The organism is Acinetobacter sp. ANC_7512 (assembly GCF_056779935.1).
In genome coordinates this window covers 1-25,667 of record NZ_JBWYIX010000017.1, presented here as the reverse complement: position 1 = coordinate 25,667, position 25,667 = coordinate 1, and the positions used below count along the sequence as shown (strand labels likewise).

Genomic DNA, 25,667 nt, shown 5'->3' with positions numbered 1-25,667 from the left:
TGTGTAGGTGCTTAGATCAGCTTTTTTAAGTTTATGCTCGGTTAAATAATTATCAATGCTACTTTTAACTATATAACAATTTTTCGATTATTTTTGAGTCATTTACCAAACTACTCAGAAACAATCGTTTGAAAATAGGCATCAAAGCGACATGCATCACCTAACCATTGATGATCAGGTTTTTGCGCATTGAGATAAACAGCATGCCTTGGTCGCTTTACAATAACTCGCTTAGCAACGCTTTGAGCCAATGCCAACAATTCTTCACCTAAATCCATCTCTCCATCTTCAGGCAACAGAAGATGTAACAGCTGCATTTGTTTTTTAACTTGCGCTTGTTTTTTAATGGCATTTTGATTCTGATCGCGCTGTGGAAACATTGGATCTAAATATACTACATCGGCATCGACGTGTTGGTTTTCACATTGCTTAAGATAATCAGCGGAATCTGAAAAAACCAGCTGAATACGCGCAACAATACTCTTTAAAAATGGGTCAAGACTCGCTTGTTGATGAGTAGATTCTAACAAAGTATATAAAATTGGATGTCGTTCAACTAATGTGACATTTGCCCCTAAATGTGCCATCAGTAAACTGTCATGCCCAAGCCCTGCGGTGGCATCAATGAGCTGGGGTTTTTCAGATAACTGGCATGCCCTCGCAATCATTTCAGATTTCAAGCTAGCACGTTTTAAGCGACCGACTTCGGCTTTCCAATCAGGTTGCATACGCATGCCCTGTGCGCACAGCCACAACCCATCTTGATCAACACAAAGCGCAAGTTCAGGATGATGTCTGAAAAATCGAGCATTCAATTTTTCAACCTCTTCGATTGTTGACTGCACCCCACGAGAAGAAAGCACAGCATTAAAATGCTGTGCTTTCTCAAGAAAATCTCGTTCAGCAAATAAGCGTATTTCGCTTACCATAATTTCCAACCTGTAAATGCAAAGAGAAGGATCACTAAACCTGAAGCAATTCGATACCAAGCAAAAATCATAAAATCACGTTTTGCGACATAGGCAACCAAAGCTCGAATGAGTAATAAAGCTGAGACAAATGAAACAATCAATCCAGTTGTCAACACTGCCCAATCTTCAGCAGTCTGGAATACATCATAGCTTTGATATAAATCTAATAATCCAGCACCAATAATGACTGGAATTCCAAGAAAGAATGAAAATTCGGTCGCTGCTTTGCGGGAAACGCCTAAAAACATTGCCCCGATGATCGTAGCACCAGAACGTGATGTACCTGGGATCAAAGAGAGCACTTGAATTAAACCAATCCAAATTGCATCTTTATAACTGAGCTCTTCAACTTCTTTGACACGTATTCTTGGGGGATTTTTTTCTACCCAAATGATAATTAAACCACCCACAATCAGGCCAATTGCAATCGCGTAGTTATTAAATAATAGGTCTTTTACTGTTTGCCCAAAGGTCAAACCTATGGCAACAATTGGGATTGAAGCCAAGATTAAACCAAATCCGAGTCTTCTACCTTGTGCTTCGCCAGTGACCATACCCGTTGCAGCACCCCATAAGCGCGACCAATATTCATAAATAACCGCTGCGATTGCCCCCATTTGAATGGCAATCACAAAGACATCACTTTTTTCCTTGGTCCAGAAATTCATGAGTTCAGCGGCTAAAATTAAATGGCCTGTACTAGAAATGGGTAAAAACTCAGTAATACCTTCAACGATACCCATAATTGCCGCTTTAAGCAGCAGTAAAAGATCCATAGAAATTCCTAATTATGCTTTGCCTTGTTCTGGAATTTTTTTCCACGCATTGTCACGTAAATAAACGGGTAGTGCGAGATCGGCACTGAGCCAGTGTTCTTTTAAAGCATGTTCACGTGCAATCGTCGCTATATCCTCAGCAGTTGCTTGGACATTTGAATAATCACTTAATTCGGGATGAATACATTTTGTTCCCGAACCAATCATTTGAAACTTTTGATAGGCTGCAGCATTTTCATAATTTAATAATTGCTCTTCATCTACCAACTGCATTAAACCTTGAGCATTTAACTGAAAACTTGCGATGTAGACCTCACTCATTCTTGCATCAAGTACAGCCGTAACTTCTGTCAGTTGATACATTCGATAAGCAGCCTGTGCCAGAGCTTGAAGGGATGAAACAGGAATCACAGGCACGTCATGTGACCATGCAAGCGCCTGAGTGACTGCTGCATTAATACGCACACCGCTGAATGAGCCAGGACCACGACTAAAAGCGATCGCATCCAAATCTGAAACGTGTACTTCAGCTTGCTGAAATGCTGCTTCAATCATTGGGAGGATAGATTGGGTCTGCGCTTTTGCACGATCATCTAGTTGATAAAAAAGTACTTGATTCTCATCAATTAACGAAACTGAGCACTGCTCATTGGCAGTTTCTAATGCAAGCAATTTCATGCATGCCCCTATAAATCGTTAAAAATGGTGCTAATCATACTCCACTCGAATTATTCCTGCGAGAGCAGATCTGTTCAGATTTAGTGATTATTGAACGCTCGTATCAATCTCAACACTTATATTTAAAATTCAAATTTTTCAAGCTGAGTGAAATTTTTGAAATGATGCGCATAATGCATCGCACTCATTTTGAGTTTAGCTTCTGCAAACTCATCTAATGTTTTTATTACTTTGCCAGGAGAGCCCATCACCAATGAATTATCTGGGATGATTTTACCTTCTGGAATCAACGCATTCGCGCCAATAATGCAATTTTTACCGATTACAGCATTATTTAATATGACGGCGTTGATACCAATCAAACTATTATCTCCAATCGTACAACCATGTAACATTGCTTGATGACCAATGGTGACATATTGCCCAACATTCAATTCAATGCCCGGATCAGTGTGTAAGACGGCATTTTCTTGAATATTACTGAAATCACCAATACGAATTTTGCAGTTATCCCCGCGTATTACCGCACCAAACCAAACACTCACCTCTTGTCCAAGTTCAACATCGCCAATCACAGTGGCATTTTCTGCAATCCATCCATTCCATGGTTGAATCATCGTTGAAGGGGTTTTGTCTTGAAATTTGTACATCATATGCAGCAATCCTATGCATTTAATATTTTAATGTTGTTTGAAAATTGAAGATTTAAAACTTGGGGAATTGAGCAAAAAGGGCCAGTTTTTTTTATAATTTAAGCCATACTGAAACAACGAAATCAGGATCCTTGCTGTAAGACCCCATATCACCTCATTCTCAACTCTTAAACTTGGAAAATAGATTGATTGCTTAGCCAATCGAACTTCATAAGGTGTTGGGCGAGCATCCATCATTTCGCGTATTGAAGCAAAAAAAATACGATCTATTTCTGTAGGTTGTGGGACAAGCTTCACATTAGGCGGTATCAATCCAACAACAGGTTTTACTAAAACACCCGCTTTTGAGCGCTCTGAAGGCAGATCACCTAGCAACTTTACATCGAACGGATTCAAAGCCGTTTCTTCCCATGCTTCTCGGAGTGCAACGACAATATTACTGGTGTCGTTCGGATCTCTTTTTCCTCCTGGGAATGACACTTCACCCGCATGATTATTCATATAAATAGAGCGACGCGTCAGCAGAATTTTAGGATCATCTTCATTGGTGATTGCAAGTAATACTGCAGCATCAGCTTTTTGAATGCGTTTAGAAAACCTAAGGTGTTGTTGCAGTTGCAATGTTAATGAATGATCCATCATCTTGAATAGCTCGATCTCTCTTTTTTATTCTCATCCCATCATATATGAAATTTTGTGCATAAGGCTATAAATGATGCGAAAGTTATTTTTTTGGGGTATGCTGAATCATCTCATTTTTACTTGACAGCATATGCCTTTTTGCACGGCCTGTGGGCAACCGACGACCGAACAGATTCCTTTAGGTGATCATAAAGTACGCCAAGTCTGTACGCATTGTAAAACCATTCACTATGTGAATCCAAAGGTCATTTGTGGAGCCTTAGCGATTTGGGAAGATAAAGTACTCTTATGTCGTAGAGCGATTGAGCCGCGCTATGGTCTTTGGACGCTACCAGCAGGATATATGGAACTCTTCGAGACAATGGAGCAAGGTGCAGCTCGTGAAACTCGTGAAGAAGCTGAAGCTGAAGTGGAAATTGAGCAATTGTACTGTATGTACAATATCCCTCGTATTGGTCAAATTTACGTATTATTTAAATCTCACCTTGTTGAAGGTAAATTTGGAGCTGGTGAAGAAACCATCGAAAGTCGTTTATTTGAAGAACACGAGATTCCATGGGATAGTTTAGCTTTCCCAAGTGTTGAACGAACGCTTCGTCATTATTTTGAAGACCGAAAATCGAATCATTTTCCTACACACTTAGAGACCTTAGGTACTCGACTTGATCAAACAGGTTAAAAAAAACTCCATCTCATAAGATGGAGTTTTTTTGGTTAAGCTTTTCGACCTATTTGATAACAAGGTGTTAAAGCAATTTCAATTGTTCCTGTTCTAAGCTTTGCTAGATTAAGTTGTTCAGTCGTTGGTTTATTCTCTGGAATCGAATTGTACGTGTGTTGGTATGTCGCATGCGTATTCACCCATTCAGCTGCGGCTGTAGAGCCCTTATTATCCCAACTCGTGATATTAATACCCGCTCTTATGTCATTATTTACGATTAAGTTTTGTAAATTTAAACGTACGCCTCCAGATGACACAAGTTCACTATTAGAATCGACTCCAAAGTCTGGTCTGTTATTTAGTCCAGCTCTGACCCCATTTAGGTTCCCAAAAATTGGATTCGCTAGAATCATACGTATTGTCAGAGATTTATCATTTGCAGTTGAATATGTTGTGCCTGTCGTACCAATAATGAATTGTTGAACATCCAATTCATCGGTCATGGTTGAAGTATTCTTAATGCTTGGACAAGTGGTAGATTTTAAACTCGATGCAGTACGATTGGTTCGTATATCTCCATTTTCATCAATGACGATACTCACTGTTTGTGATGGAATCGTTTTATCATTAAAGTTAAACACTAAATCTGCGTATAATGGGAAAATAATTTGATCCCCAGCTTCAACATTTTTACGTGTTTTGAACACTTTACGATCTAAATAGCTCACTGGACTGTATTTTAGAATATCAAGCTTACCTGTATAGCGCTCAGAATTGACATCTTGACGCCACTCCCCATATACCTCAGTGCTTGTAGGTGTATCCTTGCTGCCTAAGAATCCTTGATAAGCATACTGATTACCAGGAATAATGGATTGACCAAACAGAGTTCCTTTATAGATTTCTAATTTGTCATTTGAAGATTCAATACTTTTAAAAACTAAAGGTTTTTGTATTTTTTGTGAGATATTATTCAACCAATCTTTTGAATTAGAAACGACATCTAATTTTTCAGGTGGTACTTGATTGATTAATAATACTCGTGCTAACTCTTCTGAAGTATTACTACCCGTAACAATTGGTTTCCCTCTCCACTGTGAGAGATAACCACTCGCATAACCTTCGCGCGTAGTAATTACGCTCATATCAGCAATTGCTTGATTATTGTTTAGGCTTGAGCCGTGAAACCCTGCGAAATTAGTATTTTGTCCAATAAAGAGTAAGTGATTGGCCTGATAAATACCCACACTTCTCATTCTGATGATCTGTTGTGCTACTTTTTCCGCATCATCAATTGATACCTTATCGACATCTAACCATGGTTTCAGGATCTGAACATAACTGCCATTTTTGAACTCATTGGCCGTTATATTTTGGCTGATCACTTGAAGCCCATCCAAATTGTCTTTTGACAGCACAACTTGCTGTATATCACCAGGTACATTACTGATTTGATCTACACCTAATGTTTGCAAAATTCGTGTAATTCCGACCATTGCATTATAGGTAGGATCGGACATATTAAAATTTTCAATTGGCTTACCAGTTAGCCCTTGAGCCATATCTTGCACACCAATCTGAATATAAACATCGCTCATTTTCTTAGGCACAATTGAACCTAGATCGACCGTCCCTAACTCAATTTTTCGAGCACTGGCTTCACCCTGAATATAAAATGTAACTTTGTCTCCCACTTTGCATGAACCAATCGCAACATTAGGATCGAGTTCAGTTCGATAGTGATTCAATTTGTCAGTACTACAATCGAACTTTAGTCCCTCTACAGGATAGTCCAAGACAAATCCCAGACAATTAGCATCATTTGAGGTTAAACAACCATTAGAGGTTGTAACGGAACCACGGTTAGGATCTTCATTTATTTTAGCACTCTCTCCACCACATCCAGTCAATGCTAAAAAAAGCGTGGAAAACGTGAATGGGATAATATTAGACTTTTTCATTATAGTTCTCTTTTATTTGATGGCCTTGAGCTTTAGCTGACCAGTATTCACGAGTTTTTGATTTTGAATATCAATTGATTCGACTAAAGGGGTGAGTAATAAATATCGTGTTTGAGGTGGTTTTTTTAATATACCTTCGAGTGCAGAGTATGTCGTGACGTTGGCTTGAGTATTTGTACTTTTAAAACCAGTCGCTCCCTCTAAAATGCAACCTTGCTGATCCAAAAATACTGCAATCGGCCAATAAAAAGTTGGGTTATTTTGAGATGAAGCAAATGATTGAATTTGAATCTGATCAATTGATTCATCTAACTCCACCACCTCGTAAGCAAAACGTTCTTTCAATGGCGCAACTGGCCATAAACCAATTTCACCTTGAGCACCCTTCAAACGCTTAGCTTTCTGAATTTTTTTATCTTGAAAACATGTATGTTCCAAAGATTCTGCAAGATCTTTTGCTTCAATACGCATGTACGTACTCGATAAAGCCATTGCTTCTTTCGCTGTAGGCTCTGTCGGCCGTAGGAACTGAGATAAAACGGCTTTGGTAATCCCTTTTTGTCGCTCAATCGTTTCAAAACGAGCTGCACCTACACCCTGCGTATCAGGAACTACATAAAACCGTTTTCTTCCTTCCAGATTAAACTCATGATCCTCAAGATATTCATGATCAATGTATTCAACACCATCAATCACAGTTACAGGACTTCCTGTTTCAGCTTTCAGTGAACCACCTGCGTTTTTGCTATCTAAAATCTGCTCAACACGTTGAAGGCTTTCTTTAGAATTTTGATCATGTGTAGATTTATTTTTTGTTAATGACTGCTCATGTTTCGTATTGACTTTAGTCTGTGCAAGATCAATTTTCGTCATTTGATCTTGAGTCTTTTTTTCAACACTCACTGTTGATTGTTCAACATTGTCATTTTGACTGTGCCCAACTGATTTGCTCGCTGTAGGAGCTTTAATACTCGGCTGAGCGATTTCAACATGTATTTTTTTAGGTTCATCTGCTGGTTTTTTTTGAATGATTTTTGGCTGAATATTTTCTCTTTGAACTGATTTTTGATTTTTAATAGATTCGTTTTTTTGAGCACTAGATGCAGCTCTTTCGATGACAATCGGTCTGCCATCTGGACCTATAATTGTGTAAAAGTCTTGGGCATACAATGTAGGACTTACTAAAAAAGAACCTGCACATATAACACAACCGAGAGACTGGCTCACTCTTGTTTTTATTTGTTTAAATTGCTCAAGATTTAAGTCCATTACCATCTCGTTCTATAATTAATACCTAAAATCGTAACTTTGGTATTTGTCGATACATTTAAGCCTGCATATGGATTAAGTAATAAATTATCCACGGCGTCTAGATTGGCTAGGCTACTTGATCCCGCTGGAATTCTATCGCGGCTACGAAGGAACCCGACTGATAAATCAATATCTGTATCTTCATCAAAACGGTAACCAATACCCAATCCAAACAATTGTGCATTATTGATCGGTACCATTGTATTCCGCTTTCCATCTGGGATCGCACTTGTTCTAGGTTCATAACCAGCACGGAATTTCAAACGGTCATTGGCAGAATATTCAACGCCAACGCCCCAACTCCATGGAGATTGAAAACCTAGAGGCAGAGATAAAGAAGAGTCTGTTACATCATTAGATAACAGTTTTGCAATCTTCAGAGCAGAAATTTGACGATCGAACTCAAATTTAAACTTATCCCAAGCCGCATAGTCAGTCCATCCCACATCGAAATTTACCTGTAAGTCCGGGAATACTTTGTACTTAATCCCCGCTTGGAAATGTGCTGGATATTCTAAATCCATAGACATTAGACCAGTTTCAATCGCAGGTACATAGTTTGGAAAACCAAGTATGGTTGCCAAAACTTGCCCCGTAGGTGAGGAGTTTAGTCCTTTGATTAATTCTCGGGATGCGTTTCCATTTTCTACAATATATTTACCCTTCAAGCGCATTTTAGCACCGCTTTGGTAAACCAGCCCCAAACCAAACTCTTCAGTGGGTTCCCACAAGACACCTAAGTTGTAGCTTGGTGATAAACTCTGCTCCATTTCAACATTGATTTTCCCGAAAGTTGAAAATGGATTCATGCCCTCATTGGTATTACATAAGCCGAATAATAAAATATTCGTGACAATATTGTCATTCCCTCCACGAAAAGGGGCACAGACAGACTCATCCACCATCCGAAGAAGACCAATCATTTCATTTGGAAAACGTAAATCTGTTTTCATGGCAATGGCTTGATAAGACATGCCCACTGAAGCACCAATTGAAAGTTCATCATTTACTTGATATGCAATCGATGGTGATAAATATGTAATACGCTCCATGGCAACTTGCTGCCCCATGAAGTTACCCGGATTACCATCTTCTGCACCGAAACCTGCAACCATTGGTGCATAAACTGCTGTAGCGAAAGTAAACTTAGATCCTGGTGGGTTGTAGGAGATTCCTCCAGTTGGAGCTGCTACTGGCCATCCCTCTCCTAAATCCACCATTTTTTTCAATATAGGAATATATAAGGATGCGTACTCGACATCACCTCTCACAGAATCCTTAAAATCAGTACAGAGGTTTGATGGATTATCAAGCGCATCATTACAGATTAATGGATCATCAGAATATCCAAAGACGTCATAACCTGATGGCGCGGAAAATTCACGCTGAATATCAAAATTAGCAACTAAGCCTTGAACGTCGGTTTGTAACCCTTTGAGTTTGGTTAAACCCGCAGGGTTAAAGTGAATTGCACTAATCCCGGGTGGATCTGCAGTGACAGCATTACCCATTGATAATGAGCGTACATCTACAGATAAATTCTGCCCAAGGTGTGCAAAGACTTGCGTACTACATCCACTCAGAACAATTGCTGTAACTAAAGGATGCAAACGGAATTGACTCATTTCCGAACTCCTTTAGCTTGCTTTTTTCTTACCAAAGCCAAGTATATCTAATGGGAACGATAGGCCGAGAGAAACATCTGGAGAGTCTTCAGTTAAGCCGATACCTATCGTTCCATTGACAATCGTCTTCGGACTAACACGTACACCGAGTGCCACCGCAAACATAGAGCTGGTCTGAGTCGCAGGCTCGTAATATTCACCTGTATCATATGTGAATTTGGTACCCATGTTCATCGATTGCTGATAAGACATGGTCAAGGAGACATCATAGTTAAATGAATATGCAAACCCGAACGAGAATCCAGCCGTAACACCGGGTTCAAAAGTATCTAAAACACGGTTACGCCCAGTTAAACCTTCACCTTGAGTATTTCCTCCCCCTCGGATTTGATTTAAGCCAGATTCTTTAAAACCATAATTTGTTGATACTGACGCAAACAATACAACTGGATCAATATATTTTCTTGTACTTGCACCAACACCAACTGAATAATACCCCTTACCTGTTGAGAGATCCGTCAAAGGATTAATTTCATAGGGGCTATCACCTGTTTTTGTCGATAGATTACCAAACAAAATAAGTGGCAAACGACCTTCTTTCAGTGGAAATGGCTCCCAACGCGCCCCTAAACTAATATCACCCAAACCAGCAGTGGTCGTATCTTTGACACTATCAGACTTTGCAACCAATGGAATTGAAGCGTTTAGCGTGATGTTATCTCTTAAACCATATTGCGCTGTGATGGTATTGGTAATCGTATGATTTGCATCTTCATCAATACGAAGTTGATACAACTGTCCTTCATCGATCGAAGCATTTATTTGTGAATCCCGATAGTACGAATAATCAAGATCATAGAACGTTGAAAACTCACCACGCTTAATCAGTGAATATTGTCGCTCATTAGAGGAAAAAACTTCCTGCAAGTTAGTCTCTTGCGTCGCATCACCTTCTTTTTGTTGGAGTGCATTTGCAGCCTGCCCTTCAACACCTGGCTTAAGAGAAGGTGTTGCATCAACATTTTCAGTAGATTCTGCCGTATAACTTGATTGTTCTTGTTCAAGCTCGGTCGCCGAACTATTTTCAGTATTATTTTGAGTATCTTGAGAAATATTCTCTTCTGATGGAGCTTCAACTGTTTCGGGTGCTGCATAGACGCCTGTGACAATCATTTGAATACTGATTGCGAGTAGCGTTCTTTTCGTCCATTGATTATTCATTTTACTTCCTACCACAATTCTTCATTATTTGGATTTTGTTTCAATTCAATTTAATTGCATTTAAATTACTTACGTTTATAGTAAAGCCGCATATATGTTGTAATGGGTTGATTATACGTTGGAGATTTGGGATCAAGATCTAATACTTTACGCATAGTTGAGGCTTTATCTGCGATTTTATTCATATAATCTGACGAAAATTGTGCATCAACTAAGGCGTAACGGTTAATTGTTGCATCATCGACATGTCTTAAATCTGTTTCTTGTAATGCCAATAGATCTTTCTGTTGAGATTCAGGAACGTTCACTAAAAATAAGGTATTGTTTTCCCAAATTTCTTTAAATCGTGCTTCATCAAAACTGATATTTCCTAATGCAGGGTCAGCAACATAAACCCTTCCATCTTTATATGCTTTGTATACAACAAAGTGCTTAAAACCTGCATAGTGAATTGGAACAATAGCAGGTTGTGTCTGTTTAATCAGGTCTTTGAATTCACCACGGTACCCCCCACTTTCATAACCTAAAGCAGTGACGAAGCGCTTCATATCCAATAATGAAAAGCTTCTACGCTCAATGATTCGATCATACTCGCCAAATCGCAACAATCCCTCCATGGTTTGTTGTTCTGTCAAATTTAGACCAGCGTGACCATTAAGAACTGTCGTCAACGCCGCAGAACCACAACTATAGTCATACGCTTGACGAACTATTCCTCTAAACTGATTTTCGATAGCCGGCTTGATAACTACAGGTTCACGGTGATTTTTTGTATAAGATAGATGTCGTGAGTCTGCAATCTCACTGTAATAAACTGCTTCGCGTGGTTTTTCTTTAATTTCGAGAGCATGACTCGCAAAAAAATACATAATTGCAGAGCCTAAAGTAATTTCTATCATAATGTTAACTGTTCTAGTTCGGCGTACTTGCCTTTATGATTCTGTAGTTGGAGTTTGCACTCACATTTATTCTTATATTCAGAATACCTTTTTCATCCTAAAAATACAGTACTTTTACTTTTTAATTTCAAATTCGCAAAATTTAAAAAACGCGTGATCAACACGCGTTTTTTGTATAAAAACTTAGTGACCAGAAATTTTGATTGAAGTGCTACCCAAATTCAAACCTTGAACTTCGATTGAACCGATACTCTTATTAGCTTCACCTAAAGAAACTTTTTGGATGTAAGCATTCAATGGTGATTGAGCTGGGCTGATATATAATCCATCTTTTGTTACACCAATTTTGGCGTCAGCATTCAGGTTTTTACTGCCTGAACTTGTAACTTTCAAGCCCTCGATTCCAATGCTACCACCACCCGATGTAGATGTATCATTAATAGTTAAGCTTGTAGATAAACCACCAGTGATTTCAGAATCAACGACAATCATAGCGCCTTGAGGTGCATTACCTAATTGAACGTTTGCTTTGGTTGCACCCAATGATAATGTTAAACCTGTAATAATTTGTTTTTCAGAACCTTCAACAACACCACGAACATTGTCATCAGAACTGTAAGTGCCAGAGCTTGCAACCCCAATAGAACCAACATTGATGTCTAAAGCACCAGTTTCAGCAAGAACATTAAGTACCGCTTGACCACCAACATCTGCGGCATCAACTTTCAACGTTGCTAAGTTTTGAGTATTTCCAGTACCCTTTGAAATCGTTAAACCGTTAACCGTGATTGCACCAGCACCAATTGTTGGATCAGCAGTGCCAGCTGTATTAATGGTCGTATCACCGAATGTCAAAGCGCTATTTGTAAAACCATCATTATCATGAATATATAACTTATCGATTTCGATACCAGCAGTTGTATCAATGGCAATAGTAATACCATCTTGACCAGTCGTTGCGCTGAGTGATGCATCATCCATTGCCTGCATCGCCATAGCATTCACGCTCACCGCCATTGAAGAAACTAAAGCCAATTTTGTGAATAATTTCATTATGTACTCTCCCAAGAGCATTTTTTTCATTTTTTTGACTGCTCTCCGTGTTTCTGAAGTTTTTATAATTTAACGACTGAAACTTCATCCTTGAGCAGTTCGCTTTGCAGTATTAAGTTAACCTTATGTTATCTTATGATCAATATCTGTTAAGAAAATTCGACCTATTCCCGATAAATGGCATAAGTGTGAACTAGTATTAAATGGGTGATGCAAATTTTCTGAAAAGAGTGTAACAAGTCACAAATGGTAAGTGCTTCATTTTTTAAACAAAACTTAAAAATTTCAGGACTAAGTAAAGCTGATTTTTTGCAAAAAATTGGTTCATTGACAGGATTGGTATATCTTGAAAATCAGGATTTACCGATTATCGGATTTTTGCCAAAAAAATATTGCGTTTATATAAACGGCGGATTCAGTCAATTTGTGCGTTGCTCTGATTTTAATTATCAGTATGAAAGCCAATTTTCTTCACTCAAAGATTTTGTTCAATGTAGCGAAAATTCACTTCCAGATTCTGCAAGCCATTATTTCAGAGGCGGTTACATTGGTTACTATGATTATAATTTTGCAGCAAATTTTCAAATCAACACCAAGGTAAAAAAACAACCACAATTGTTTTTTGGCTTGTATGAAAGCTATTTGATTTATGAAAATAATGATTGGGTTTTCTATAGCACTGAACATAATGCCGAGTGCCTTTATACACGATTATTAGACTGTTTTCAGCAATCTAGTCCATCATCATTTCAACTCAGTTCACCCATGCAAGCACGTTGGACTAAACAACAATATCGAACTGCATTTCAACGAGTACAAGATTACATTGTTGCTGGGGATTGTTACCAAATTAACCTAACTCAAGAATTTGTAGCACAAGCTGAAGGTGAGCTACTGAGTATAGCTAAACCTTTTTGGGCACTCACAAATGCTCCTTATGCTGCTTATCTTAAAATTGATAACCTTGAACTTTTGAGCTGTTCACCTGAGTTATTTATCGAGTTTAGACCCAATAAAAAAATGATCACTAAACCGATCAAAGGCACCATGCCACGCTTTAAAGATCCTCAAAAAGACCAAGAATCAAAACAAACACTCATCAACTCTGAGAAAGATAAAGCCGAAAATCTAATGATTGTTGACCTTCTCAGAAATGATTTAAGCATTTATGCAGAAACTGGCACTGTCAAGACACCAAAATTATTTAACATTGAAAGCTTTAATCAAGTCCACCACATGGTCAGTGAAATTGAAGCGACGTTAAAATCCGATGTTCATCAATTAGATGTTTTACACGCAGCGCTCCCCGGCGGTTCAATAACGGGGGCACCCAAAATTCGAGCGATGGAAATTATTGAAGAACTTGAAGAGTCCCCACGCGGTGCATACTGTGGCTCTATTGGTTATTTCAATTTTGATGGTACTGGTTCTTGGAATATTTTGATCCGAACGATTCAAAAATATCAGCAAGATGTGTCTATTTGGGCTGGTGGTGGTGTCACAATCAGTTCAGATTGCGATGCAGAATATCAAGAATGTTTTGATAAGGTTGAAGCCATGCTAAAACTGATGAATCAATGGTACGAATCATAAAAAAGCGACCTATCTGGTCGCTTTTTCAACAACAAAAATTTGCAGCACTCACACTTTTAAAATGTCATTCTTCAAGGTGTCTACTAAACGTTGATTTTGCTCATCTGTACCAATGGTGATACGCAAATACTGATTAATACGTGGTTTATTAAAATATCTTACGATAATGCCACGCTCTCGCAATTCATTTGCAAGCTGACCTGCATCTTTGCTAGGCAGTGTTGCAAATATAAAATTTGCGGCAGAAGGCAACACATCAAACCCTAAGGATTTCAGTTGCTCAACTAACTTTATACGACTAGCAATCACTTTGGCATTTTGCGCTTCGAAATAGGCTTGATCCTCGAAAGACGCCACTGCAGCGGCAATCGCAAAACGGTCCATTGGATATGAATTGAAGCTATTTTTTACCGCTTCTAACGCTGCAATTAAATGCGGCTGTGCAATCGCAAACCCGACCCGTAATCCCGCAAGCGAACGTGATTTCGAAGTTGTTTGACAGACCACCAAGTTGTCATATTTTTCTACGAGAGCCACTGCAGATTCAGCACCAAAGTCTACATATGCTTCATCAATCACAACCACTGAATTTGGGTTCGATTGAAGTACTTCCTCAATTGCAGACAAACCAAGTGCAATACTGGTAGGGGCATTTGGATTGGTGATAATGATGCCACCATTTGGTTGCTTATAGTCATCCACAACAATTTCAAATTTTTCGTTTAAAGGCAAAATTTGAGTTTTCACACCAAAAAATTGGCTATAAACAGGATAGAAACTGTAGGTAATATCTGGATAAAGAATTGGCAAATTTTGAACAAAAAATGCCTTAAAAATATGAGCTAAAACCTCATCAGAACCATTACCAACAAACACGTGTCCCACTGGAACATGTTGCTGTTTCGCAATTGCTTGCTTTAATTCCGATGCGTCAGGGTCAGGATACAAACGTAAAACATCCGCGCCATTTGCTAAAACTTGTTGTACCGCTTCTACAACTTTTGGAGATGGTGGATACGGGTTCTCGTTGGTATTCAATTTTAAAAGATTTTGGATCTTGGGTTGTTCACCAGGCACATAAGGCTCTAGTTCACGTACTTCGGGACTCCAAAAACGCATTTGTTCTACTGTAATATTCATTTTTAAATTCTCTAAATTCCCCTCACTGACTAAGGAGGTTAGGGAGAGATTTTTTAATTACCTTCACCTAACCTCACTTGCATTTCGATTTCAAGCAATGCTTAAAAACAGATTCAGAGAGGAATATTCATTCTAAATTTATCGCTTAAATTACTGATAACGATATCGTGCTGAACGAGCGTGAGCATCTAAGTTTTCTTGCTGTGCAAGAATATCTGCTGTTTTCGCTAAGGTTTTCACGCCATCCTCTGAACACATGATTAAGCTTGAACGCTTTTGGAAATCATACACTCCGAGTGGTGATGAAAAACGTGCCGTACCCGAGGTTGGCAATACATGGTTCGGACCTGCACAGTAATCACCAATTGCTTCAGGCGTATAACGCCCCATGAAGATAGCACCTGCATGGCGAATACCTTCAGCCATTTCTTGTGCTTCATCTAAACATAGCATCAAGTGTTCAGGGGCAACTTGGTTGATCAATTCTGCACCTTCGGCACGGTCTTTAACTAAAACAAGCGCACCACGATTAGCAATAGAAGTTCGTGCGATTTCTGCTTTAGGAAGTGCTTTTAAGTGCTCTTCAATTGCAATCGCGACATCATGAAGTAGTTGCTCGTCTGGCGTAATAAATACAGCTTGAGCAACAGTATCATGCTCTGCTTGAGACAGAAGATCCATTGCAAGCCATTCTGCATTATTGTCCCCTTCAGCATACACTAAAATTTCTGAAGGACCTGCAATCATATCAATACCTACCTGACCAAATACGGCGCGTTTTGCTGCTGCAACAAAACGATTGCCCGGTCCAGTAATTTTATCTACTGCTGGAATGGTTTCAGTACCATAGGCCAATGCTGCAACCGCTTGCGCACCACCAATCGTAAACACTCGAGTGACACCTGCCAAATACGCAGCTGCCAACACCAATGGATTTAAATCACCATTTGGTGCAGGCACAACCATAATAATTTCAGGCACTCCTGCGACGTGTGCAGGAACTGCATTCATGAGTACTGATGATGGGTATGAAGCTAAACCACCTGGCACATAAATTCCAACACGGTCAAGCGGCGTCACTTTTTGGCCTAAGGTGTTACCCAAAGCATCAACATAGGTCCAACCATCTTGTTTTTGTGCCTGATGGAATTCACGGACACGATTTGCAGCCAACTCTAAAGCTTCTCGAACTTCAGCCGTTAAATTATCAAATGCAGCTTTAAGTTGCTCTTGTGTCAGTTCTAAATCTGAAAATTGATGCGCTGGATGTCGATCGAACTGTTGTGTGAGTTTGAGAACATGAGCATCACCATGTTGACGAACATCGGCAATGATTTTGTCTACTATTTTTAAAAGTTCTGGGTCACTCACGGTTTCAAAAGCGAGCAAGTCAGCAAAGTCTTGCTTAAAATTTTGATCTTGAGTCGATAAACGTCGCATCAATTTATCCACAATGAAATTAAAGGGAAGCTTTAGTTTACCTGTTTTCTACTGATTTGTGGGCATCTTCATTCAAGCAACCCAAATAGAAATGATTGAAAATAACTTTTGATTAAATTGAATTTTATATTGAGCTCTGTTCTTATCATGATTTGATTTTATTCGGGGGGATTTTAGATGAAAGAAATAGAAAAATATGTCGGTTATTATTTAGGTGTATATGTCGTTGTTTTAGCTATTTGTGGATTCTTTCAATACTTTTACTATTGTCAGGGACAGTCTTTGATGTGTGCCGTTACTAAAACCGGAATCGTAGATATAGTAACTGTAACCGCTTATGTACTGACGCCAATAGTTGCAATTATCGGTTTTCTTTCATGGAAACATCAACACAACAAACTAGTTCTTGCAGATGAGGCTAAAGAATTACTTATCGCGATTAATGATGATATTAAATTATTTACTGATATCTCTGGATATTTACGCTCTAGAGAAAATAACTTAGCAATTAGAAATTGTATAGCTATGGATTACTTAGCTCGTGTTCGAAGGCTTGGTGATAATGTAACCAATGTATCCTCCAAAGCCTTAGTACTATACGAGTTAACAGACGATGAAGATCTCAATATGTTAAGAATTGAATACCACGAATTTACGAATAATTTATATATGCAACTCATAAATGATTTTATGCAAAATATAACCATACGCGAAGTTTTAGAATAGCTTGATATAAACAGTGAGTCTTTTATGAAAAAAAATAGACTATATAAGAAAAAAATTAGAAATTACATTATTGCACAATAGAATCTGACCAAAAAGAACCGCCCTTTCGGGCGGTTCTTAAAATCAACAAACTCAAGCAGTTTTCACTTGCTTTGCGTTTTCTCGTTCTTCCACTGCTTTTTCAAGCTGTGCAAGAATCGGATTAAGTAAGGCTTGCTTACGCTTAAAGCTCGCTTTGTTCACAATCAATCGAGAAGACACTTTACAGATTTCTTCAAGAGGCTCTAAGCCATTTGCGCGAAGTGTATTACCTGTGTCCACGACGTCGACAATGTAATCACCCAAACCAACCAATGGTGCAAGCTCCATCGAACCGTAAAGTTTAATCACATCTACTTGCTCGCCTAAGCTCGCATAGTATTGACGCGTCAAATTCACGTACTTGGTCGCGATCTTCAAACGACCTTTCGGACGCTCCATACCCACTTTGCCCGCTGTCATTAACTTACAGTTTGCAATTTTAAGATCTAATGGTTCATAGACATTTTGTGCACCATGTTCCATCAGTACATCTTTACCTGCAACACCAATATCAGCCGCACCATTTTCTACATAAGTTGGTACATCAGATGCACGTAAAATTAAAATTCGAACATGTTTATGCGTCGTAGGAAAAATTAATTTACGCGATTTATCTGGGTCTTCTAAAAGATTAATCCCTGCTGTTTCTAGCAATGGCAATGTCTCTTTTAAAATACGACCTTTACTTAATGCTAAGGTTAAACCATGATCAAAATTGCCCATTACGTCAAAATTAGGATCATCGTTTCTCATATCGCTCATTAACTTACTCGCTCACTCGCTTAATTTGGGCACCTAAACCTTGTAATTTTGCTTCAACATCTTCGTAACCGCGATCAATGTGATAAATACGGTCAATTAAAGTCTCTCCTTCAGCAGCTAAAGCAGCCAAAACTAAAGAAAATGAAGCACGCAAATCTGTTGCCATAACAGGTGCAGCTGAAAGTTTTTCAACTCCTGTTACAACTGCATCATTACCTTCAACCTGAATATTAGCGCCCATACGTGACAATTCAGGTACATGCATAAAACGGTTTTCAAAAATCGTTTCTGAAATTGTTGCAAACCCACGACCGATTGCATTGACCGCCATCAATTGTGCTTGCATATCTGTTGGAAAATCTGGATGAGGCAATGTACGGAAACTAACGGCCTTAGGACGCTTACCCATCATATCGAGTTCGATCCAATCATCACCGCGCGTAACTTCTGCACCCATTTCTTCAAATTTATCCAACACTGATTCCATCAGCAATGGATCTGTATGTGTCGTTTTAACTCGTCCACCCGTAATAGCAGCAGCAGCTAAATAAGATCCTGTTTCAATACGGTCAGCAACAACTGAGTATTCACAACCATGCAAACTTTCTACGCCAGTGACGATTAATGTATCCGTATCTAAACCTTCAATCTTCGCACCCATTTTTATGAGCATTAGTGCAAGATCAGTGATTTCAGGTTCACGAGCCGCATTACGGATGGTAGTAACACCTTCTGCTAAGACAGCAGCCATGAGGATGTTTTCTGTCCCACCTACAGTGACCATATCGAAAACAACTTCACCGCCTTTTAAGCGACCATCAACTTTTGCATTGACATAGCCTGCTTCGACTTCAATTTCCGCACCTAAAGCTTCTAATGCTTTTAAATGCTGGTCAACAGGACGTGAGCCAATAGCACAACCACCAGGTAAAGATACTTTTGCACTACCGTAGCGCGCCAGCAATGGGCCAAGCACCAAAATAGACGCTCGCATAGTCTTTACGAGTTCATATGGTGCAAATTGATTATCAAGGGTTGAAGTATCAGCGACAACAGTATCACCTTCATACTTCATGGTAATCCCAAGCCCTGCAATTAATTTTACAAGCGTATGAACATCTTTAAGCTTGGGTACATTTCTGAGCGTAATTGGCGTTTCAGCAAGAATCATTGCTGCTAAAAGTGGCAATGCAGCATTTTTTGCACCAGAGATGCGAACTTCGCCTTCTAGTCTTTTACCACCAGTGATTAGAAATTTATCCATTTATTCCTTAAGCTCCGAAAAGACTAGCTTTGCGCCATTCTTCTTTTGTCATTGCGCGTATGGTTACAGCGTGAACTGCACCACTTTTAATATATTCGTTAAGAGGAGCATAAACTGCTTGTTGACGAGCAACTGTTCTTTTACCTTCAAACAGATCATCTACAATACGGAGGTCAAATTTCCCACCTTGTCCACTTACAGCAACATCAGCAGAAGGGAAAGCAGCTTTTAAGATTTCAGTGAGCTGTTCACTATTCATTGCAAAGACCTCTCATGGGACGATCGATTGTGTAAAAACGGATTATTTTACTATAACTCATTCAATGAATTCATCTGCTATACAATTTATCTATAAAAAAAAGAGGCAATATACCTCTTTTTTTATTTTCAGCTACATACCGTCATATAGGCAGCGGCTGAAAAGCCATTTGCATTTTACGATATCGCATTAACTGTCTTTTTATTTTCTCAGTCAATTTTTTAATTGATGCATACATATCATCGCCAGATGCCTGAGCAAAAAGTTCGACGCCTGGTAAACGCACGATTGCTTCAGCGATATGATTCGAACTTCCTTTTTTCGAACGCTTATCGACTTGGTGATCCTTTGTGAGTTTCACCTGCATACTATTGACCTGATCAAGGTGCTTGGTCATTTCGGCGAATTTACAACGAATATTCTCTTCTATTGCAGGAGTAATACTTAAATGATGTCCACGAATTGTTATTTGCATAATCCTATCCCTCTCCTTCTAAAGGATTTGATTGAGTTAAGCCATGTGATTGCATGACAGAACATTCAACATAGAATTATTCTGCAAATTTAAGTCATGAAATCATGCTGGCTAAACCTCGTGTAACTAAAAAAAAGAGATTCATTATTTCGTCATAATGAACCTCTAGAATAATCACACTTCAAATTTCAGATCAAGACTTTTCGATCGGATGATGCAGGAATATGTAACGATTCACGATATTTTGCGACTGTACGACGTGCAACATCGATACCATCCTCATTTAACAACTTAGCTAAACTATTATCAGATAATGGTTTTCTTGGGTTCTCTTCAGCAATCAACTTTTTAATTTTTGCTCGGATCGCAGTTGAAGACGCTTCACCACCTGACGTTGTTCCAACATGGCTTGAGAAAAAATATTTAAGTTCAAACAACCCTCTCGGAGTAAGCAAATATTTATTGGTCGTTACACGAGATACTGTTGATTCATGTAACTCAACCTCCTCCGCCACATCTCTCAACACCAAAGGTTTCATTCCTTCAGCACCCAACTCTAAAAAATCTCGTTGATGCTGAACAATACATGTTGCTACTTTTAAAAGCGTTTTATGGCGCTCATCTACACTTTTAATAAAATTTTTAGCATCAAGCATTTGATTGCGTAAGTATTGATTATCTGCACTTTGATCAGCTCGACGAATCATATTTGCGTAATAAGGGTTGATACGTAATTTTGGCAAAATATCTGGATTTAAGTGCACATGCCAACTGTCATTTTTCTTTGCCACCACAACATCAGGCACTTGATATTCAGATTCTTTATTTTCAAACATTAACCCTGGATAGGGTTGTAATGATTTTAAAAGTTGTATCGCTGCTTTTAACTGTTCAAGTTTAAAACCTGTTTGCTTCAGTAATTTATTTAGGTCATTGGCAATCAATAATTCATAATGCTGCAATAACAATAACGCGTCATTACGGCATGGTAAGGTATTAGGCAAAACTTGAAGCTGAACATATAAGCATTCCACAAGATTGCGTGAACCAACGCCAATCGGCTCTAGTCTTTGAATATGTTTCAACACCACTAAAATTTCATCAATCTCAACATCTTCTTCAATATCCATCTGTGCGAGTAAAGTCAGCACTGCGTGGTGAATTTCTTCAACGCTCTCATCTAAAAAGCCTTTTTCATCCAAACCATCTACGATGCAATAAGCGATCAAAAGATCAGTTTGGGAGAAATTTAGGAGATTAACTTGCTCTAAAATATGATCTTTCAGTGTATTTTGAATTGATCGATTATCCTCACGTTCTTCATATTCTGGTAATTCCATTGATGATGATTGATGGGTATAGACATCATCCCAATCTGTATCTACAGGTAAATCATTTGGCAAATGATCTGCATTTAATTCTCGAGTAAGATCACTAGCAGAATTTTCCTGATTCAAGTCCTCCAAACTTTGCATTGGAGAATCATCATCCACCTTTTCAAGTAAGGGGTTACTATCCAACTGCAATTGAACTTCTTGCTCCAACTCTAAGCTGGATAATTGTAAAAGTCGGATCGCTTGTTGGAGCTGGGGTGTCAAAGACAAAGAATTGGATACTTTTAGTCCTAACGCTAATTTCATAAATCATTACCCCCTAACATCGTTATTATTCAAGCAATAATCATGCCTACAATTCTTATAACATAAGTTTCAAGTGTTATGTTAATCAATTAGTCTTAATCATTAATAAAAAATAAGGATAAAATACATTATAATTCAATCACTTTTTTTTAATTAATATTCAAAAAAATATGAGCACTCAAGTTTAAATTTAAAAAAAAATAATTTTTTAGCGTTATCTGCAGTTATGGTTGATTAAAAATAAACCACTTACTCATGATCAAGGTGTTATAAGCTCATGATTTATTTCGCGTTGATCAAAAAATCTAAATTCATTTGAATTTCGAGTATTTTTTATTCTTTACTTATTCTCATAGAAAGTATAAAAATAATTAATAGTTTATTTTGAATAGATTTCAACCAAATTTGAGAACTGTCAAAATTATAAGAACGATGCACTACAAGACATGGAGATTTCTTGATGAAAAGTCTATCTGGTAAAGTCCTTCTCAGCGCATTAGGCTTCATCATCGCTGGCGGAACAATGAGTCAAGCCAATGCCACTGACACGATTGCGAAAATCAAAAAAAATGGAAAAGTGATCATCGGGTATCGTGAATCTTCTGATCCAATCTCATATATCGTGGGTGGTAAACCTATGGGATATGCCATCGATATCTGTAATAACGTAGCTAACGAATTAAAAAAAGACTTAAAACTCCCCAACTTAAAAGTTGAATATAAAGCCGTTACTTCTTCCACGCGAATTCCTGAAATGCTCGCTGGAAACATTGATATGGAATGCGGGACGACAACCAACTCTGTCCAGCGACAACAGCAAGTCAACTTCTCTACAAATTACTTTGCCACTGAAGTACGTATGGCAGTCAAAGCTTCAGCGCCTTTCAAAGATTTAGGTGATTTAAATGGTAAAGCCGTTGCCACAACGCAAGGAACAACCTCGGATAAATATATTAAAATGGGTGCACGAGGAGAAAAAATAAAAGTTACCAATGTCTATGGTAAAGATCATGCTGATTCTTTTGCAATGGTCGCTTCGGGACGTGCAGCTGCATTTGTTATGGATGACAATATTCTTGCAGGGCTCATTGCCAAATCATCAAAACCTCAAGATTTTAAAATTGTAGGTCCAGTCCTTTCGTCAGAACCTTACGGAATTATGCTGCCTAAAGGGGATGCCAAGTTTAAAGCGATTGCAGATCGTGTGGTAACTGGAATGTGGAAAAATGGTCAAATGGATACCCTTTATAAAAAATGGTTCTTATCACCTATTCCACCACGCAATATCAATCTAAACATGCCTATGAGTAGCTCATTTAAAAAATTAAAAGCGTCTCCGAATGATGCAGGGATTAAATAACAAAAATTATGAGGGCTTAAATAGAAACACTTAAGCCCTTTTTTCTCGTAACCATTGCAGGGAATTTCAATGGCTGTTGGTTCTTTAAATTGGACGTCTTTTTGCTTGGCATCCAACGAATATGGCGTTGATAAAAAAGATTGGGCTGAATCTATCTGTAGTGCGATTGGAGGTTCAAGTTATTCAGCTGTTGCTGATGCACCGACTTGGTTACAGATACTTGGATCAGGTATTTGGACCATGATCTGGACTGCTGTCATTGCCTTTTTCATCGCATTTATACTTGGTTCACTTATTGGCATTATGCGTACATTACCCAATAAGTTACTTTCATTCATTGGGACTTGTTATGTAGAGTTATTCAGAAATATACCCTTAATTGTTCAATTATTTTTCTGGGCATTCGTTTTCCCTCAACTTCTACCATTGAGTATGAGTACTGGAAGTGGTGAAATGGTTTCTGGCGGATGGTGGCAAAATATTTTAAATAATAATCCAGCAATTATTGGTGTATTTGCGCTGGGTCTATATACCGCTGCAAGGATTGCTGAGCAGGTTCGAGCAGGTATTAATACCGTTTCACAAGGTCAAAAAAATGCAGCTTATGCGATCGGTTTAAATTTAAACCAAAGTTATCGTTATGTCATTCTGCCAGTGGCTTATCGAATCGTTTGGCCAACACTGACATCAGAAGCAATGAATGTATTTAAAAATTCAGCCGTACTTTTTGCCTTAAGTGTTTTGAATTTTTTTGCATATACCAAAACAATGCGAGAAGAAACCTCTCAAGACGTGGTCATTTTAATTCTTTCAACACCTGTTTATCTCATCATCACTTATTCAATTAAATACCTAATGGCATGGATTGAGAAACGGATGGCGGTACCAGGTCTAGGTTCGGGAGGTAAATAAAATGGACTTCAGTGTTCTAACTCATCCCGATGTTGTTGCAAGTTTGATCGCTGGTTTTAAATTCACAGTTACAGTAACCATTCTTTCAATTATTGGTGGGATTCTTCTTGGTACACCAATCGCGATGATGCGTCTATCGAATAATAAAATTGCCAGTGGATTTGCAAAATTTTATGTCGACTTTTTTCGAGGTGTTCCCCTCATTCAAGTTATTTTTATCTTTTACTTTTTACTTCCTAAGTTTTTCGATTTCCAATATCACACCTATTGGGGACCTTTATTTTCAAGTGTAGTAACCTTCGCTATTTTTGAGGCTGCCTTTTTTTCAGAAATTGTCCGTTCTGGCATTCAATCAGTTTCTAAAGGACAAGTGAATGCAGGTTATGCCTTGGGGTTTAATTATCGCCAGACAATGTCATACGTAGTTTTACCCCAAGCTTTTAGAAATATGTTACCCGTGATATTGACGCAATCCATTGTTCTTTTTCAAGATGTTTCTTTAGTTTATGTCATCAGTGCACCAGATTTCTTAGGCAATGCAAATACTTTAGCTAATACCTATGGTTCGGAAACCAAAGCCGTTTTCTATCTAGTTGTTGCTGTCGTCTATTTTGTCATTTCATTTGCACTTTCGCGACTAGTTAAACGCTTACATCAAAAAATAGCCATTATTCGATAAGGAGAATCAAAATGCCAATGATTGAAATTCAAGATGTATCCAAATGGTATGGAGATTTTCAGGTACTTAGCGAATGCTCAACCACTATCAACAAAGGTGAAGTTGTCGTTGTATGCGGTCCATCTGGCTCAGGTAAATCTACACTTATTAAGACAGTGAATGCTTTAGAACCTTTTCAACAAGGAAATATTATCGTTGATGGTACCGCTTTAAAAGACTCTAAAACGAATCTAGCAAAATTCAGATCTAGAGTAGGTATGGTATTTCAACATTTTGAACTTTTTCCTCATATGACTGTGTTAGATAACCTAACAATAGGACAAATCAAAGTACTTAATCGCTCAACTGAGGAAGCTAAAATAAAGGCTTTACAATATTTGGATCGAGTCGGTTTGACAGCACACAAAGATAAATTTCCAGGACAATTATCAGGTGGTCAACAACAACGTGTCGCGATTGCACGTGGTCTTTGTATGGACCCAGTCTGTATGCTTTTTGATGAACCCACTTCCGCTTTAGATCCTGAAATGGTCGGTGAAGTGCTTGAAGTCATGAGCCAACTTGCAAAAGAAGGCATGACGATGATGTGTGTTACCCATGAAATGGGATTTGCAAAAAAAGTTTCAGATCGAGTGATATTTATGGATCAAGGTAAAATTCTAGAAGATTGCCCGACTGATGACTTCTTTAATAAGCCACAAGAACGACATGAAAGAACAAAATACTTTTTAGAGAAGATTTCAGCAGTACACTAAACATCAGAATGAATCCAAAAATTTCGCGATATCTACTCAAATTATTTTCAAATTCAATTTATATATATAAAAAAACACCCCCTTCTATTGAAGGGGGTGTTTAGAATAATGAGCTGGCGATGACTTACTC

The 25,667-nt window shown here is 38.4% G+C and carries 25 protein-coding genes; 7 read left to right on the top strand and 18 right to left on the bottom strand.

The window, feature by feature from the left end:
* Window positions 1-110 precede the first annotated feature (110 nt).
* The 5 genes from AC1M9H_RS13700 to AC1M9H_RS13680 form a co-directional block, all read right to left on the bottom strand.
* Window positions 111-929 (bottom strand): class I SAM-dependent methyltransferase, encoded by an 819-nt coding sequence (locus tag AC1M9H_RS13700; RefSeq protein WP_481594036.1) that lies wholly within the window; start codon window positions 927-929, stop codon window positions 111-113.
* The gene (locus AC1M9H_RS13695) at window positions 923-1,747 is read right to left on the bottom strand and encodes an undecaprenyl-diphosphate phosphatase (protein WP_481613605.1); all 825 of its coding nucleotides are present in this window, start codon (window positions 1,745-1,747) and stop codon (window positions 923-925) included. The genes AC1M9H_RS13700 and AC1M9H_RS13695 overlap by 7 nt, the downstream gene beginning before the upstream one ends.
* 12 nt (window positions 1,748-1,759) lie before the next feature.
* Entirely contained in the window at window positions 1,760-2,425 is a 666-nt protein-coding gene (gene tsaB / locus AC1M9H_RS13690; protein WP_481613604.1) for a tRNA (adenosine(37)-N6)-threonylcarbamoyltransferase complex dimerization subunit type 1 TsaB, read from the bottom strand.
* Between the two features lie 122 nt (window positions 2,426-2,547).
* The gene (locus AC1M9H_RS13685) at window positions 2,548-3,078 is read right to left on the bottom strand and encodes a gamma carbonic anhydrase family protein (protein ID WP_481613603.1); all 531 of its coding nucleotides are present in this window, start codon (window positions 3,076-3,078) and stop codon (window positions 2,548-2,550) included.
* Window positions 3,079-3,105: 27 nt separating this feature from the next.
* Window positions 3,106-3,720, bottom strand: a complete 615-nt coding sequence (locus AC1M9H_RS13680) for a CoA pyrophosphatase (protein ID WP_035268255.1) — start codon at window positions 3,718-3,720, stop codon at window positions 3,106-3,108.
* A gap of 130 nt (window positions 3,721-3,850) precedes the next feature.
* Here AC1M9H_RS13680 and AC1M9H_RS13675 point away from each other — a divergent pair, with 130 nt between their 5' ends.
* The gene (locus tag AC1M9H_RS13675) at window positions 3,851-4,399 is read left to right on the top strand and encodes an NUDIX hydrolase (RefSeq protein WP_035268253.1); all 549 of its coding nucleotides are present in this window, start codon (window positions 3,851-3,853) and stop codon (window positions 4,397-4,399) included.
* A 35-nt stretch (window positions 4,400-4,434) separates the two neighbouring features.
* Here AC1M9H_RS13675 and filF read toward each other — a convergent pair whose 3' ends face one another.
* The 6 genes from filF to filA form a co-directional block, all read right to left on the bottom strand.
* Window positions 4,435-6,342: a putative pilus system protein FilF gene (gene filF / locus AC1M9H_RS13670; protein ID WP_481590801.1), complete on the bottom strand. Its 1,908-nt coding sequence runs from the start codon at window positions 6,340-6,342 to the stop codon at window positions 4,435-4,437.
* 12 nt (window positions 6,343-6,354) lie between these two features.
* Complete coding sequence (gene filE / locus AC1M9H_RS13665) at window positions 6,355-7,611, bottom strand: putative pilus assembly protein FilE (protein WP_481613602.1); 1,257 nt, start codon at window positions 7,609-7,611, stop codon at window positions 6,355-6,357.
* Window positions 7,611-9,278, bottom strand: a complete 1,668-nt coding sequence (gene filD / locus AC1M9H_RS13660) for a putative pilus system OmpP1/FadL family transporter FilD (protein WP_180000164.1) — start codon at window positions 9,276-9,278, stop codon at window positions 7,611-7,613. The genes filE and filD overlap by 1 nt, the downstream gene beginning before the upstream one ends.
* Before the next feature lie 12 nt (window positions 9,279-9,290).
* Entirely contained in the window at window positions 9,291-10,499 is a 1,209-nt protein-coding gene (gene filC / locus AC1M9H_RS13655) for a putative pilus system protein FilC (RefSeq protein WP_481613601.1), read from the bottom strand.
* A gap of 65 nt (window positions 10,500-10,564) precedes the next feature.
* Window positions 10,565-11,398: a putative pilus system C39 family peptidase FilB gene (gene filB, locus AC1M9H_RS13650; RefSeq protein ID WP_481609302.1), complete on the bottom strand. Its 834-nt coding sequence runs from the start codon at window positions 11,396-11,398 to the stop codon at window positions 10,565-10,567.
* Window positions 11,399-11,581: 183 nt separating this feature from the next.
* Window positions 11,582-12,451: a putative pilus system protein FilA gene (filA, locus tag AC1M9H_RS13645; RefSeq protein ID WP_092768589.1), complete on the bottom strand. Its 870-nt coding sequence runs from the start codon at window positions 12,449-12,451 to the stop codon at window positions 11,582-11,584.
* Between the two features lie 246 nt (window positions 12,452-12,697).
* On the opposite strand from filA, the gene pabB reads away from it, so the two are divergent.
* Window positions 12,698-14,044, top strand: coding sequence for an aminodeoxychorismate synthase component I (gene pabB / locus AC1M9H_RS13640; RefSeq protein WP_481590805.1), 1,347 nt, complete (start codon window positions 12,698-12,700; stop codon window positions 14,042-14,044).
* Window positions 14,045-14,092: 48 nt separating this feature from the next.
* Here pabB and hisC read toward each other — a convergent pair whose 3' ends face one another.
* Window positions 14,093-15,184 carry a histidinol-phosphate transaminase gene (gene hisC, locus AC1M9H_RS13635; RefSeq protein WP_481613600.1) on the bottom strand — a complete coding sequence of 364 codons (1,092 nt, stop codon included), beginning with the start codon at window positions 15,182-15,184 and terminating at the stop codon, window positions 14,093-14,095.
* A 150-nt stretch (window positions 15,185-15,334) separates the two neighbouring features.
* Window positions 15,335-16,636, bottom strand: a complete 1,302-nt coding sequence (hisD, locus tag AC1M9H_RS13630; RefSeq protein WP_481613599.1) for a histidinol dehydrogenase — start codon at window positions 16,634-16,636, stop codon at window positions 15,335-15,337.
* A gap of 165 nt (window positions 16,637-16,801) precedes the next feature.
* Between hisD and AC1M9H_RS13625 the strand changes: the two genes are divergently transcribed.
* Window positions 16,802-17,350 (top strand): hypothetical protein, encoded by a 549-nt coding sequence (locus AC1M9H_RS13625; protein WP_481613598.1) that lies wholly within the window; start codon window positions 16,802-16,804, stop codon window positions 17,348-17,350.
* Window positions 17,351-17,482: 132 nt separating this feature from the next.
* Here the strand turns inward: AC1M9H_RS13625 and hisG are convergent, their stop codons facing one another.
* The 5 genes from hisG to AC1M9H_RS13600 all read right to left on the bottom strand — a co-directional run bounded on the left by hisG (window position 17,483) and on the right by AC1M9H_RS13600 (window position 21,831).
* Complete coding sequence (hisG, locus tag AC1M9H_RS13620) at window positions 17,483-18,193, bottom strand: ATP phosphoribosyltransferase (RefSeq protein ID WP_481613597.1); 711 nt, start codon at window positions 18,191-18,193, stop codon at window positions 17,483-17,485.
* Window positions 18,194-18,197: 4 nt separating this feature from the next.
* On the bottom strand, window positions 18,198-19,457 hold the full coding sequence (murA, locus tag AC1M9H_RS13615; protein ID WP_481592367.1) for a UDP-N-acetylglucosamine 1-carboxyvinyltransferase: 1,260 nt from the start codon (window positions 19,455-19,457) through the stop codon (window positions 18,198-18,200).
* A gap of 7 nt (window positions 19,458-19,464) precedes the next feature.
* Entirely contained in the window at window positions 19,465-19,716 is a 252-nt protein-coding gene (ibaG, locus tag AC1M9H_RS13610; RefSeq protein ID WP_180000146.1) for a BolA family iron metabolism protein IbaG, read from the bottom strand.
* A 142-nt stretch (window positions 19,717-19,858) separates the two neighbouring features.
* Window positions 19,859-20,191, bottom strand: a complete 333-nt coding sequence (hpf, locus tag AC1M9H_RS13605; protein ID WP_035268921.1) for a ribosome hibernation-promoting factor, HPF/YfiA family — start codon at window positions 20,189-20,191, stop codon at window positions 19,859-19,861.
* Between the two features lie 188 nt (window positions 20,192-20,379).
* Complete coding sequence (locus AC1M9H_RS13600) at window positions 20,380-21,831, bottom strand: RNA polymerase factor sigma-54 (RefSeq protein WP_481613596.1); 1,452 nt, start codon at window positions 21,829-21,831, stop codon at window positions 20,380-20,382.
* A gap of 460 nt (window positions 21,832-22,291) precedes the next feature.
* On the opposite strand from AC1M9H_RS13600, the gene AC1M9H_RS13595 reads away from it, so the two are divergent.
* From AC1M9H_RS13595 to AC1M9H_RS13580, 4 genes are all read left to right on the top strand, one after another.
* Window positions 22,292-23,191 carry an amino acid ABC transporter substrate-binding protein gene (locus tag AC1M9H_RS13595; protein WP_180028739.1) on the top strand — a complete coding sequence of 300 codons (900 nt, stop codon included), beginning with the start codon at window positions 22,292-22,294 and terminating at the stop codon, window positions 23,189-23,191.
* Between the two features lie 69 nt (window positions 23,192-23,260).
* Entirely contained in the window at window positions 23,261-24,103 is an 843-nt protein-coding gene (locus AC1M9H_RS13590) for an amino acid ABC transporter permease (protein ID WP_481592365.1), read from the top strand.
* Between the two features lies 1 nt (window position 24,104).
* Window positions 24,105-24,782, top strand: a complete 678-nt coding sequence (locus AC1M9H_RS13585) for an amino acid ABC transporter permease (protein WP_180028741.1) — start codon at window positions 24,105-24,107, stop codon at window positions 24,780-24,782.
* 11 nt (window positions 24,783-24,793) lie between these two features.
* Window positions 24,794-25,537, top strand: a complete 744-nt coding sequence (locus tag AC1M9H_RS13580) for an amino acid ABC transporter ATP-binding protein (protein WP_481612405.1) — start codon at window positions 24,794-24,796, stop codon at window positions 25,535-25,537.
* The last annotated feature ends 130 nt before the right edge of the window (window positions 25,538-25,667 follow it).

Coding starts and splice junctions, on each gene's coding strand:
- hpf (WP_035268921.1), bottom strand. CDS start 20,191: ATGCAAATAACAATTCGTGGACATCATTTAAGTATTACTCCTGCAATA.
- filC (WP_481613601.1), bottom strand. CDS start 10,499: ATGAATAATCAATGGACGAAAAGAACGCTACTCGCAATCAGTATTCAA.
- AC1M9H_RS13680 (WP_035268255.1), bottom strand. CDS start 3,720: ATGATGGATCATTCATTAACATTGCAACTGCAACAACACCTTAGGTTT.
- hisG (WP_481613597.1), bottom strand. CDS start 18,193: ATGAGCGATATGAGAAACGATGATCCTAATTTTGACGTAATGGGCAAT.
- AC1M9H_RS13595 (WP_180028739.1), top strand. CDS start 22,292: ATGAAAAGTCTATCTGGTAAAGTCCTTCTCAGCGCATTAGGCTTCATC.
- ibaG (WP_180000146.1), bottom strand. CDS start 19,716: ATGAATAGTGAACAGCTCACTGAAATCTTAAAAGCTGCTTTCCCTTCT.
- AC1M9H_RS13600 (WP_481613596.1), bottom strand. CDS start 21,831: ATGAAATTAGCGTTAGGACTAAAAGTATCCAATTCTTTGTCTTTGACA.
- AC1M9H_RS13625 (WP_481613598.1), top strand. CDS start 16,802: ATGAAAGAAATAGAAAAATATGTCGGTTATTATTTAGGTGTATATGTC.
- AC1M9H_RS13590 (WP_481592365.1), top strand. CDS start 23,261: ATGGCTGTTGGTTCTTTAAATTGGACGTCTTTTTGCTTGGCATCCAAC.
- pabB (WP_481590805.1), top strand. CDS start 12,698: ATGGTAAGTGCTTCATTTTTTAAACAAAACTTAAAAATTTCAGGACTA.
- AC1M9H_RS13580 (WP_481612405.1), top strand. CDS start 24,794: ATGCCAATGATTGAAATTCAAGATGTATCCAAATGGTATGGAGATTTT.
- filA (WP_092768589.1), bottom strand. CDS start 12,451: ATGAAATTATTCACAAAATTGGCTTTAGTTTCTTCAATGGCGGTGAGC.
- filD (WP_180000164.1), bottom strand. CDS start 9,278: ATGAGTCAATTCCGTTTGCATCCTTTAGTTACAGCAATTGTTCTGAGT.
- AC1M9H_RS13675 (WP_035268253.1), top strand. CDS start 3,851: ATGCCTTTTTGCACGGCCTGTGGGCAACCGACGACCGAACAGATTCCT.
- filE (WP_481613602.1), bottom strand. CDS start 7,611: ATGGACTTAAATCTTGAGCAATTTAAACAAATAAAAACAAGAGTGAGC.
- AC1M9H_RS13695 (WP_481613605.1), bottom strand. CDS start 1,747: ATGGATCTTTTACTGCTGCTTAAAGCGGCAATTATGGGTATCGTTGAA.
- AC1M9H_RS13700 (WP_481594036.1), bottom strand. CDS start 929: ATGGTAAGCGAAATACGCTTATTTGCTGAACGAGATTTTCTTGAGAAA.
- filB (WP_481609302.1), bottom strand. CDS start 11,398: ATGATAGAAATTACTTTAGGCTCTGCAATTATGTATTTTTTTGCGAGT.
- filF (WP_481590801.1), bottom strand. CDS start 6,342: ATGAAAAAGTCTAATATTATCCCATTCACGTTTTCCACGCTTTTTTTA.
- hisC (WP_481613600.1), bottom strand. CDS start 15,184: ATGAATATTACAGTAGAACAAATGCGTTTTTGGAGTCCCGAAGTACGT.
- AC1M9H_RS13685 (WP_481613603.1), bottom strand. CDS start 3,078: ATGATGTACAAATTTCAAGACAAAACCCCTTCAACGATGATTCAACCA.
- tsaB (WP_481613604.1), bottom strand. CDS start 2,425: ATGAAATTGCTTGCATTAGAAACTGCCAATGAGCAGTGCTCAGTTTCG.
- murA (WP_481592367.1), bottom strand. CDS start 19,457: ATGGATAAATTTCTAATCACTGGTGGTAAAAGACTAGAAGGCGAAGTT.
- AC1M9H_RS13585 (WP_180028741.1), top strand. CDS start 24,105: ATGGACTTCAGTGTTCTAACTCATCCCGATGTTGTTGCAAGTTTGATC.